The 11,023-nt window shown below is 69.3% G+C and carries 10 protein-coding genes; 2 read left to right on the top strand and 8 right to left on the bottom strand.

Annotated features, from left to right (window positions below; translation table 11 throughout):
• Positions 1-157: 157 nt before the first annotated feature.
• The 8 genes from LXN57_RS39915 to LXN57_RS39950 all read right to left on the bottom strand — a co-directional run bounded on the left by LXN57_RS39915 (position 158) and on the right by LXN57_RS39950 (position 9,736).
• Positions 158-1,546: a GH1 family beta-glucosidase gene (locus LXN57_RS39915; RefSeq protein WP_251803464.1), complete on the bottom strand. Its 1,389-nt coding sequence runs from the start codon at positions 1,544-1,546 to the stop codon at positions 158-160.
• Positions 1,547-1,649: 103 nt separating this feature from the next.
• The gene (locus LXN57_RS39920) at positions 1,650-2,654 is read right to left on the bottom strand and encodes an ABC transporter ATP-binding protein (protein WP_251803466.1); all 1,005 of its coding nucleotides are present in this window, start codon (positions 2,652-2,654) and stop codon (positions 1,650-1,652) included.
• Positions 2,654-3,733, bottom strand: coding sequence for an ABC transporter permease (locus tag LXN57_RS39925; protein WP_251803467.1), 1,080 nt, complete (start codon positions 3,731-3,733; stop codon positions 2,654-2,656). Before LXN57_RS39925 ends, LXN57_RS39920 begins: the two co-directional genes overlap by 1 nt.
• A gap of 3 nt (positions 3,734-3,736) precedes the next feature.
• A complete protein-coding gene (locus LXN57_RS39930) occupies positions 3,737-4,717 on the bottom strand; it encodes an ABC transporter permease (RefSeq protein ID WP_251803469.1) in 981 nt (326 codons plus the stop codon).
• Positions 4,714-5,838, bottom strand: coding sequence for an ABC transporter ATP-binding protein (locus LXN57_RS39935; protein ID WP_251803471.1), 1,125 nt, complete (start codon positions 5,836-5,838; stop codon positions 4,714-4,716). The genes LXN57_RS39930 and LXN57_RS39935 overlap by 4 nt, the downstream gene beginning before the upstream one ends.
• A gap of 72 nt (positions 5,839-5,910) precedes the next feature.
• Positions 5,911-7,599 (bottom strand): ABC transporter substrate-binding protein, encoded by a 1,689-nt coding sequence (locus LXN57_RS39940; RefSeq protein WP_251803472.1) that lies wholly within the window; start codon positions 7,597-7,599, stop codon positions 5,911-5,913.
• A gap of 109 nt (positions 7,600-7,708) precedes the next feature.
• The gene (locus LXN57_RS39945; RefSeq protein WP_251803474.1) at positions 7,709-8,710 is read right to left on the bottom strand and encodes a LacI family DNA-binding transcriptional regulator; all 1,002 of its coding nucleotides are present in this window, start codon (positions 8,708-8,710) and stop codon (positions 7,709-7,711) included.
• Between the two features lie 165 nt (positions 8,711-8,875).
• Complete coding sequence (locus LXN57_RS39950) at positions 8,876-9,736, bottom strand: NAD-dependent protein deacetylase (protein WP_251803476.1); 861 nt, start codon at positions 9,734-9,736, stop codon at positions 8,876-8,878.
• A 293-nt stretch (positions 9,737-10,029) separates the two neighbouring features.
• Here LXN57_RS39950 and LXN57_RS39955 point away from each other — a divergent pair, with 293 nt between their 5' ends.
• Both LXN57_RS39955 and LXN57_RS39960 read left to right on the top strand, forming a co-directional pair.
• Positions 10,030-10,296, top strand: a complete 267-nt coding sequence (locus LXN57_RS39955) for a TM2 domain-containing protein (protein WP_251803478.1) — start codon at positions 10,030-10,032, stop codon at positions 10,294-10,296.
• A 182-nt stretch (positions 10,297-10,478) separates the two neighbouring features.
• On the top strand, positions 10,479-10,841 hold the full coding sequence (locus tag LXN57_RS39960; RefSeq protein ID WP_251803480.1) for a DUF2203 domain-containing protein: 363 nt from the start codon (positions 10,479-10,481) through the stop codon (positions 10,839-10,841).
• Positions 10,842-11,023: the final 182 nt, after the last annotated feature.

Raw genomic sequence — 11,023 nt, forward strand, 5'->3', positions numbered from 1 at the left:
CACCGCGCCAACGCCGCACCCCAACAAAGAAACGAACGCGACGCCGAACCACCGCGTCAGCGCCGCACCCCAACAAAGAAACGAACGCGACGCCGAACCGCCGCGCCAACGCCGCACCCCGACAAGAGAACGAGCGCGACGCTGACGCGGAAGGGGTTCAGGCTCGCAGGGCGGCGATCGAGTCGCGGAACCAGAGGGCGCTCTGCTTGGGCGTGCGCTCCTGCGTCTCGTAGTTCACGTGCACGATGCCGAACCGCTTGGCGTAGCCCTCGGCCCACTCGAAGTTGTCGAGCAGCGACCACGCGAAGTAGCCACGCACGTCCGCGCCCTGCTCGCGGGCGGCCGCGACGGCCGCGATGTGCGAGGCGAGGTATTCGGTACGGTCGTCGTCGGCCACGTAGCCCGTCGCGTCCGGCTGGTCGTCGAAGGCGGCGCCGTTCTCGGTGATCACCATGGGCAGGCCCGGGTAGTCACGGTGCAGGCGCACCAGCAGCTGGGTGAAGCGCTCCGGGGTGATCGGCCAGCCCATCGCCGTACGGGCCGTGTCGGGAAGCACGGAACGCACGACCGGCTCGCCGTTCGCGTCCTGGGTGCGGCCCTGCTCGTCGGTGCCGGCGAAGTCCTGTCCGAAGTAGAAGTTGACGCCCAGGGTGTCGATCGGCGTCGAGATGATCTCGAGGTCGCCGTCCTGGACCGGCATCGCCGAGCCGCGGGCGGCCAGGTCCTCGACCATGTCGGCCGGGTAGGCGCCCTTACGCAGCGGGTCGAGATAGAGCCGCAGCCCCATGCCGTCGGCCCGCCGGGCGGCGTCACGGTCGGCCTCGGTGTCGCCGTGCGGGTCGGCCGTGCCCATGTTCAGCGTGATGCCGTAGTTGTGGCGACGGGTCTCGGCGGCCCGCATCCGCTGCGTCGCCAGGCCGTGGCCGAGCAACAGGTGGTGGGTGGCGGCGAGCGAGGCGTCGAAGTCCTTGCGACCGGGCGCGTGCACGCCGACGTTGTAACCCAGCCAGGCCGAGCACCACGGCTCGTTCAGCGTCGTGAACGTGTCCACCCGGTCGCCGAGAGCGTCGAAGACCAGCATCGCGTAGTCGGCGAACCGGTAGGCGGTGTCGCGGTGGGGCCAGCCGCCCGCATCCTCCAGCTCCTGCGGCAGGTCCCAGTGATAGAGCGTGACCCAGGGGGCGATCCCGTTCTCGAGCAGTTCGTCCACGAGCCGCTCGTAGAAGCCGAGACCGGCCGGGTTGGCCGGGCCGCGGCCGCCGGGCTGCACCCGCGGCCAGGCCACCGAGAACCGGTAGCTGTCGACGCCGAGGCCCTTCATCAGCGCGACGTCCTGGGGCATCCGGTGGTAGTGGTCGCAGGCCACATCGCCGTTGTCGGCGCCGACGACGGCGCCGGGCACCCGCGAGAAGGTGTCCCAGATGGACGGCGTGCGGCCGTCCTCGTCGTGCGCGCCCTCGATCTGGTACGACGCCGTCGCCACGCCCCAGACGAACTTCGGTGGCAGGCCGGTGGCGAGGGGGATCCGGGTGGTGGTGGGGTTCATGACACTCCAGTGAGGCGGCGCAGCCTTCAGTCGGGTTCAGGGCGGCGGTGGGGTGGTTGGATGGGGGCCGGTCCGCGCGAAGGAGAGCGGACCGGCCCCGTTTTCATCCGACGGGTTGCTCCGTGGGATGCAGCCAGCACGCGACGGAACGTGCGGCTCCGTCCGGGGTGTCGGGGCGGCCGAGCACCGGGATGTGCGGAGCGCACGGCTCGAACGCCTGGGGACAGCGAGGGTGGAACGAGCAGCCGCTGGGCATTGCGGCCAGGTCCGGGGGTGAACCCGGGATGCCGGTCAGCTCGCGGCGCGGCCCGCGCAGGGCGGGGAACGAGCCGAGCAGACCCTTCGAGTACGGGTGCAGAGCGTCCCGGTAGATCGTGGCCGCCGGCGCCTGTTCGACGATCCGGCCGCCGTACATGATGGCGATCCGGTTCGAGAACTCGACCAGCAGCGACAGGTCGTGCGTGATGAAGATGACCGAGAACCCGAGCCGCTCGCGCAGGTCGATCAGCTGGCCCAGGATCTGCCGCTGCATCACCACGTCGAGGGCGGTGGTCGGCTCGTCCATGATCACGACCTGCGGCTGCAGGATGAGCGCCATGCCGATCATGACGCGCTGGCGCATGCCGCCCGAGAGCTGATGTGGGTACGCGTCCATCCGGTCGGGCGAGATGCCGACGAGCTTGAGCATCTCGCGGGCCCGGGCGCTGCGGCTGTGCTCGCTCATCCTGGGCTCGTGCGCCCGGAGCACGTCGGTCAGCTGAGTCGAGATCTTGTGCACCGGGTTGAGCGAGTTCATCGCGCCCTGGAACACGATCGCCGTCTCGGCCCACCGGAACGCGCGCAACGCCTTGTCCGAGAGGCCGAGAACGTCGTACGCGTCGCCCTTCTCGGGGTGATAGATCACCTCGCCGCCGGTGATCACACCCGGCGGGGCGAGCAGCCGGGTCAGACCGTAGGCCAGGGTCGACTTGCCGGAGCCGCTCTCGCCGGCCAGGCCGAGCACCTCGCCCCGGTGCAGGGTCAGGTTGACGTCGCGGACCGCGCGGACGGCCCGCTCACCGAGGCCGTACTCGACGTTGAGGTTGCGAATCTCGAGGACGGGTTCCATTACTTCGCCACCTCTCGGGCCACCGGCGTCGCGCCGTCCGTGTTGATGGGGATGGGCCGGGCCCGGGTGTGCGGCTCGGCCGAGTTCGACAGCACGGGGGTGAACCCGATCCGCATCCGTACGGTGCCGCCGGAGGCCGTCTTGAGCTTGGTCTTGCCGGCGCTGCGCAGCCGCGGGCTGACGAACTCGTCGATCGCGAAGTTGATCAGCGAGAGCGCCGTGCCGAGGAAGGCGATGGCCAGACCGGCCGGCACGAACCACCACCACGCGCCCTGGGCGAGCGCCTGCTGGCCCTGCGCCCAGAACAGGATCGTGCCCCAGTTCCAGCCGGCGGCCGAGACGATGCCGATGAAGGCCAGGGTGATCAGCGACAGCACCGCGAAGATGACCGTGCCGATGAACCCGGAGGCGATCACCGCGGTGAGGTTGGGCAGCAGCTCGAAACCGACGATGCGCCAGGTCTTCTCGCCGGTGGCCCGGGCCGCCTCGATGTAGTCGCGCCGGCGCAGCGACAGCGTCTGGGCGCGCAGCACCCGGGCGTTCCACGACCACGACGTGAGGCCGATGATCAGGGCGATCAGCAGGTTGCTGGCACTGTCCAGGATGGAGGTGATAATGATCATCAGCGGGATGGCCGGGATCACCAGGAACACGTTGGACAACGCCGACAGGGTGTCGTCGGTCTTGCCGCCGAGGTAGCCGGCGGTGATGCCGATGATCACTGACAGCACGGTCGCGATGGCGCCGGCCAGGATGCCGACGAACACCACGGGCCGGGTGCCGTCCAGCACCTGGCTGAACACGTCCTGACCGAGGTGGGTGGTGCCGAACCAGTGGTCGGCCGACGGCGGCTGGATCAGGTCGTTGCTGCGCGCGTCCGGGTCGTACGGCGTGATCCACGGCCCGATGATCGCGAACAGGACGTACAGGCCCAGGATGAGAAGGCCGAAGGCCGCCTTCTTGTTCTTCAGGAACAGGAACCGCTGCCGCTTGGCCTTGCCCGGCTTGACGCCCTCCGGCGCGGCCATCGCCCCCTTGCCGGGGATGACCTGGGCGGTGCTCGAGGTGGGGATCGTCATCGCTCAGCCCTCCTTGCGGGTACGCGGGTCGAGGAGCAGGTACGCCAGGTCGGCCAGCAGGTTGGCCACCAGCACCGAGATCGTGATGACCAGGAAGATGCCCTGCATCAGCGGATAGTCCTTGGCCCCGAGCGCCTGCAGCAGGATGAACCCGAGCCCGGGGTACGAGAACACGATCTCGACCAGCAGCGTGCCGCCGACGATGAAGCCGAGCGACAGCGCGAAGCCGGAGATGTTGGGCAGCAACGCGTTGCGGGCGGCGTAGCTCACCGCGACCCGGCGCTCGGAGAGACCCTTGGCGTGTGCGACGGTGATGTAGTCCTCGGACGCGACGGTCACCATCATGTTGCGCATGCTGAGGATCCAGCCGCTGACCGACGAGATCAGAATGGTCAGCGCGGGCAGCAGGCTGTGCTGCAGGGCGCTCGGGATGAAGTACTGGTCCCAGGCCGGAATGAGGGACGAGTCGAAGCCGCCGGACGACGGGAAGAAGCTGCCCGGGCCGGTCAGCAGGTAGATCGCGATGATGCCGAGCCAGAAATAGGGCACCGACGAGAAGAACGTGGTGACCGGCAGCAGGCCGTCGGTCCACGAGCCGCGCCGCCAGCCGGCCAGCACGCCCAGGCTGGTGCCGATCAGGAAGCTGATCACCGTGGTGATGCCGACCAGCAGCACGGTCCACGGCAGCGCATCGGCGATGATCTGCGACACCGGCGATGGGAAGAAGGTGAAGGACAGCCCCAGGTCGCCCTGGAACAGCTGCTTCCAGTAGTCGATGTACTGCGCCCACAGGCCCTTGTTCTCGTCCAGTCCGAACAGGACGTAGAGCGAGTTGATGGCCTCGGTGCTGAGCTGGCCCCGGAACTTGGCGATCAGCGACTGCACCGGATCGCCGGGCACGAGCCGCGGGATGAAGAAGTTCAGGGTGATCGCGGCCCACAAGGTGAACAGGTAGAACGCGATGCGCTGCAGGAAGTACCTCACGCCGCCACCCCCGGCTGCTGGGCGGCCACGGTGGCCTCGTCGTAGAGCCAGCAGGCAGCCCAGTGGCCGGGCTTGTCGCCGATCTCGAGGCGGATCGGCAGGTCGGTCTCGCACCGCGGCATGGCCATCGGGCAGCGCGGATGGAACCGGCAGCCCGAGGGCGGGCGGATCAGGCTCGGCGGCTCGCCGTTGCCCCGGTCCTCCTCCAGCGGGTCGGCGTCGGCGGCCAGCCGGTCGGGGTCGGGCGCCGAGTCGATCAACAGCCGGGTGTAGGGGTGCGCGGGGGTCTGGGTGACGGTCTCGCTGTCGCCGCCCTCGACCATCCGGCCCGCGTACATCACCAGGGTGTCGTCGGCGAAGTAGCGCGCCGAGGCGATGTCGTGGGTGATGTAGAGGATGGCCAGGTTCAGCCGTTCCTTGAGGTCGCGCAACAGGTTCAGCACGCCGAGTCGGATCGAGACGTCCAACATGGACACCGGCTCGTCGGCCAGCAGCGCCTCGGGGTCGGCGCCGAGCGCGCGGGCGATGGCGACACGCTGCCGCTGCCCGCCGGAGAGCTCGTGCGGGAACTTGTCGAGGTAGCGCTCGGGCGGGGTGAGGCTGACCCGGGTGAGCAACTCGCGCAGCGCGTTCTCGAGATCCTCGTCGGTCTTCCCGGCGTTGTGGTGGATCTTCAGCGCGCGGGTGAGGTGATAGCGGATGGTGTGCACGGGGTTCAGCGAGGCGAACGGGTCCTGGAAGATCATCTGGACCCGGGCCGCGTAAGCCCGGAACGCGCTACCGCCCTTGACCGTGATCGTCTTGCCGTGCAGCTGGATGTCGCCGGCCGTGCGCGGATAGAGCTGGGCGAGCAGACGGGCCACCGTGCTCTTGCCCGAGCCGGACTCGCCGACCAGCGCGACCACCCGGCCGCGCCGCAGGGTGATGTGCACGTCGTCGACGGCGTGCACGGCCGTCCGTTCCTTCGAGAACAGCTGGCGCAGCCCGCGGCGTACGGGAAAGTGCTTGGTCAGGCCGATCGCCTCGAGCACCACCTCGGCTGTGCCATTACCGATGCCTGGTCCTCCGGACGGCACGGAGGGCCCGGGCCGGTTGGAGGGCGCCTTCGCGTCCTGAGTCATGCCGGGATTCCTTCGTCTCAACGGCGGGGCACCGCTCCCGCCCGGCGGCACGGGCGGGAGCGGCGTCCACGATCAGGAGTTGGCGGGCTTCAGCTTGCCGATGATCAGCGACACGTACGGCTGGGTCGGCTGCGCGCCCGAGTACGGGTCCGCGTCCGTCGGCCATCCGGTCCAGTTCTTGTCGCTGTAGGCAGCGCCGACGTTGTCCGCGCCGACCGGGAACATCGGGGCCTGCTCCACGAAGACCTTCTGGATCTGGTTCATCGCGGTGGTGCGGGCCTCGTCGCTGGTGGCGTTCTTGTACGCGGTCAGCGCGGCGGTCGCCTCGGCGCTCTTGAAGCGCCCGAAGTTGCCCTGCTGAGCGGCGGTGCCGATCGGCTTGAGCAGGTCGCCGTCCATCACGGTCTGGTAGATGTCGTACGGCGTGGCGCCGCCGTTCGTCCACCGCATCGAGGCCTCGAACGCGCCCGTCTGCACGTTCTTGTCCCAGACGTCCTGGTTGGGCTTCTCGACCGTCGCCGCGATGCCGATCTCGGCGAAGTTGCTCTTGATGATCTCGAGCGAGGTCTGGTAGTCCGACCACGGCGCGGGGTCGCTGAGCTTGATCTTGACCGGCTTGCCGGACGGGTCGCTGAGCACCTTGCCGTTCAGCTTGTAGCCGGCGCTCTGCAGCAGGGCCTTGGCGCCCGCCACGTCGTTCGAGAACTCCTTGCCCTTGTACTCCGGGGCGATGAACGCGTCACCGGCGCCCGGCGGCAGGCCGGTCACGCTCTTGATCTCCGGGTGGAAGTACGAGGCCTCGGCCTGGGTGAAGATGTCGGTCCGGTTGATCACCATGTTCATCGCCTGACGCAGCTTCACGTCGTCGAACGGCTTGATCGTGGTGTTGATGTAGAGGCCGTGGATGCCGAGGACGCCGGGCGCCCACACCTTGTGGTGCTCCGGGTCCTTGTCGATGAACGTCGCCTTCGGGTTCGGCAGGAAGACGAACGACCACTCGGCGTCGCCGTTGGCCAGCGCGGTGCCCTGGGCGTTGTTGTCGGCGTAGGAGACGTAGCGCAGCTCCTTGACCTGCGGCACCGTGCCCCAGTAGCCCTCGGTGCGCACGGACAGCGTGACGCCGGCCTGGGTGAAGGACTTCAGCGTGTACGGACCCGAGCCGACCGGGGTCTTGTTGACGTCCGTGGCGGGGTCGCTGATCTTCTCCCAGATGTGCTTGGGCACGATCGGGGTGCTCGCCATGATCTTGTTCTGGTTGACGAACTGCGGCGTCTTGAAGGTCACCTTCACGACGTTGCCGGCCACCGTGATCTGGTCGAACGGGATGGCGTTCTGGTTGAGCGCCTCGTTGCTCTTCAGCAGGTTGAACGTGTACGCCACGTCCTCCGCGGTGAGCTTCTGGCCGTCGGACCAGGTCGCGTTGTCACGCACGGTGACCTCGGCCGACTTGTAGTCGTCGGCCCACTTGACCGCGCTGGCCAGCCACGGGATGGCGGGCTCGGCCGGCCGCACCGGGTTCCACTGGGTCAGCGGCTCGTAGATCATCCACTTGTAACCCAGGGCGTTGGCCGACGACGTGCCGGCGAACGGGTTGTGGTTCTCGGTCTGCGTGCCGTTCGGCATGCCGATCTTGAGGAAGTCGACCGACGACTTGTTCGCGTTGTTGGCGTTGTCGGCGTTGGGCGAGTCGCCGCACGCGGCCAGTCCGCCCGTGGCGAGCACGCTCGCCACGGCGACCGCGAACAGTTTCCTTCTCTGCATCGCGAAAATCTCCTCGGGGTGACGGAATCAGGTTTCAATCGGGTGAGAGGGCGTGCGCTATCGCGGCGCCGGCCCTGATTTCTGGCCGGCCCCGGGGTGTTCTGCTTGTTTAAGCCACTGTGGAGGGTCGAGTGGTGAAGGTGGTGGGGATGATCGTGGGACGGTTGGGCAGGGGTGTGCCCTCGAAGTGGGCGAGCAGCGTGCGAGCCGCGGCCTCACCCATCTCGCGCAGGGGTTGATGCACGGTCGTCAGCGGCGGCTGGGTGTGCGCCGCGGTCGGTATGTCGTCGAAGCCGACCACCGCCACGTCCTGCGGGATGCGGCGGCCCGCGTCGAGCAGCGCCTGCATCGCGCCGATGGCGGCGAGGTCGTTGTGAGCGAACACGGAGTCGAACTCCACTCCGGACTTGATCGCGGCCTGCACGGCCTCGGCGCCGAGGGCGACCGTGAAGTCGCCCAGGGCCAGCCGGTCGGCGGCGATGGGGTGGCCGGCCTCGGCGAAGACCGAGGCGAAGCCGGCGTGGCGCTGCTGGGTGCAGCCGAAGCGCTCCGGCCCGGAGATCACGAGCGGCTTCGTACGCCCGATCTCGAGCAGGTGCCGGGCGGCCGAGCCCGCGCCGTCGTGCTGGGTGGTGCCGACGCTCGGGATCTCGCCCGAGGTCTGGTCGCGGTCGTCGATGAGCACCACCGGCAGGCCGCGGCGGTGCAGCGTGGCGATGTAGTCGAGGGTGCCCTCGGGCTCGATGACCAGCAGCCCGTCGAACGACTTGGCCGACACCTGCGCCCCGAACTGGCGCATCGACTCCTCGCCGCGGTTGCAGGTGAACAGCAGCAGGCCGTAACGCTCCGTCTCGAGCACGTCGACCGCGCCCTGGATGACGTCGCCGATCCACGGCCAGGTGAGCGACGGCACCAGCATGCCGACCACCCGGGTGCGCCCGCGGGCCAGCCCGACGGCCCGGGAACTCGGCACGTAGCCCAGCTCCTCGATCACCGCACGGACCCGCGCGGCGGTCGATTCGTCCAGCTCACCCTTGCCGTTGAGCACCCGGGACACGGTCGTCTTGCTGACCTTCGCCCGGGCCGCCACATCGGCGATGGTGATTGGCACTGGTCCTCCTGACGTGTCACCACTTCATTGCGGCCGGATTTCGGAACCGGTTTCGGAAGCGGTTTCGGCAGTTAACGCCAGTGAAGCCCGTCACGTCAACGGGACCTCTGAATTATTTAAGTTTCAGTGCGATAACACGCGGCCGGGCGCCCGGTTGCGCGGCGGTCAAATGCGGACCGGTGCGGACATCTCGTCAGCCACCTCGCCGGCCAGGTGCGGCAGAACAATGCCCAATGGGGCATCGATGTGGAGACCCGCGTACGGCTCGCCGCGCGTGACCCCGCGGTTGACGATCGCGACCCGGATGCCCTCCCTGACCGCGCGCAGCACAAACCGGCGGCCCGACATGACGGTCAGCGAAGAACCGAGAACCAGCAGCGTACGGGCGTTGCCGACGAGCGCGAAGCTGCGCGACACCCGCTCCGGCGGCACCGTCTCGCCGAAGTAGACGACGTCCGGCTTCAGCATGCCGCCGCAGCTCAGGCAGTCGACAACCGTGAATCGGTCGAGATCGGTGTCGTCGAGTTCGGCGTCGCCGTCGGCGTTGATGGCGACGGCCGCGGCGTCGAACGCCTGGTTGGCCTCGTCGAGGCGGGCGGCGAGGGCGTCACGGGCCGTCAGATCGCCGCAGTCCAGGCAGACGATGCGGGCCAGGTTGCCGTGCAGCTCGACGACGTCGCTCGCGCCGGCCGCCTGGTGCAGGCCGTCGACGTTCTGCGTGATGATGCCGTCGATCACGCCACAGCCCTGCAACGCGGCGACCGCGCGATGGCCGTCGTTCGGGAAGGCCTCACCGATCGTGCGCCAGCCCAGGTGCGACCGCGCCCAGTAGCGGCGGCGGGCGATCGGGTCGCGCGTGAACGCCTGGTAGGTCATGGGCGTGCTGCGCCGGGCCGACCCCGACGGGCCGCGATAGTCCGGAATGCCGGAGTCGGTGGAGAGCCCCGCGCCACTCAGAATCACCACGCCGCCCTCGGAGATCCACGCCCCGAGTTCGGCCACCTGCTCCACAACCTGTAAGTCCACGCAACAATGGTCCCTCGCCGGACCCGCCGCGGCTATCGTTACGCCGGTGAGCCTGCCCGGAGCCGTTCCCCACTCCCCCAACGGCCCGGCCGGTGCCGCCCAGCCCACTGCTGCCGGGCCGCCCACCGCCTGGTCCGCCGCCGCCCCGCACGACGCCGCTGGACTGCCCCTCGCCTCGTCCGCCGCCGCCTCGCACGACGCCGCTGGACTGCCCCTCGCCTCGCACGACGCCGCTGGACTGCCCGTCGCCTCGCACGACGCCGCCTCGCACGACGCTGCCGGAGTGGGAGCGGTTGCGGGTCTTGCGGGCCGAGGCGGAGTTCGCCTCCGTGCGCAAGGAGATCCGGGTTGCCTACGCCCTGTGGTGCGTGGTCGGCCTCATCGGTGGTCACCGGTTCTACCTGGGTGACACCGGCCGGTCGATCGCGATGCTGTTCACGCTGGGCGGCCTCGGCGTGTGGTGGCTGCTCGACGTGTTCTTCGTGGCCCGCCGGGTGCGCGCGGTCAACCGCACCCGCCGCGCCGCGATCATGGCCCGCCACGGTTTGATCGACGCCTGACCGAGCTCGCTCACGCGGCCACCTCGCGGAGCCACGGCTTGATCGACGCCGACCGCAGACCGCGCACGCGGCCACCTCGCGGAGCCACGGCTTGGTCGACGGCGGACCGCAGACCGCTTACGCCGGCACATCGCCGTGGCTGCTACTTGATCGACGCCTGCCCCGCTGGCACTCTCAGTGGCATGGGGTTGTTCACGCTTGGTGAGGCGCGGGACGAACTGAAGCGGTTGCGGCCCGTACTGGAAGAGATCGTTGCTCTGCGAGCGGACGCGGCCGAGCTCGGCGCCGTGATCGGGGCCGGCGGTCCCCCGACACCGCTGGGCGGGATGCCGGAATGGAAGGCGACCACCGCACGCCTCGACGACCTGATGATCGAGGTGCAGCAGACCGGCGCGGTGCTCAAGAGCCTGGCGCCGCTGCTCGTCGACTTCCCGGGCGAGGTGGACGGGGTCGACGCCGATCTCTGCTGGCTCGAGGGCGAGACCGACCTCGGCTGGTACCACCGCTCCGATCTGGGCTTCGCCGGACGCCGTCCGCTGCCGTAGGTCTGCTTCACAGCTGGGCCTCGCCGCGGCCCGACCGGCGACGAAGCGCTGCCTGCCTGACCTCGATGAGCGTCGAAGTGAGGGCCTGGGGTCAGCGCCGGGTGGACGGGCGTCGCCGCCGCGTTGCCGGCCGCGCCCTGCGAACCGTCCAGCTGTTGGATCTCGGCCCCGACACGACGGCA

The organism is Paractinoplanes hotanensis, assembly GCF_023717965.1.
In the GTDB taxonomy this organism is placed as follows: domain Bacteria; phylum Actinomycetota; class Actinomycetes; order Mycobacteriales; family Micromonosporaceae; genus Actinoplanes; species Actinoplanes polyasparticus.

Excerpts from the sequence above, each read along its gene's own strand:
- LXN57_RS39940 (WP_251803472.1), bottom strand. The coding sequence starts at position 7,599 with ATGCAGAGAAGGAAACTGTTCGCGGTCGCCGTGGCGAGCGTGCTCGCC.
- LXN57_RS39925 (WP_251803467.1), bottom strand. The coding sequence starts at position 3,733 with ATGACGATCCCCACCTCGAGCACCGCCCAGGTCATCCCCGGCAAGGGG.
- LXN57_RS39960 (WP_251803480.1), top strand. The coding sequence starts at position 10,479 with ATGGGGTTGTTCACGCTTGGTGAGGCGCGGGACGAACTGAAGCGGTTG.
- LXN57_RS39935 (WP_251803471.1), bottom strand. The coding sequence starts at position 5,838 with ATGACTCAGGACGCGAAGGCGCCCTCCAACCGGCCCGGGCCCTCCGTG.
- LXN57_RS39915 (WP_251803464.1), bottom strand. The coding sequence starts at position 1,546 with ATGAACCCCACCACCACCCGGATCCCCCTCGCCACCGGCCTGCCACCG.
- LXN57_RS39920 (WP_251803466.1), bottom strand. The coding sequence starts at position 2,654 with ATGGAACCCGTCCTCGAGATTCGCAACCTCAACGTCGAGTACGGCCTC.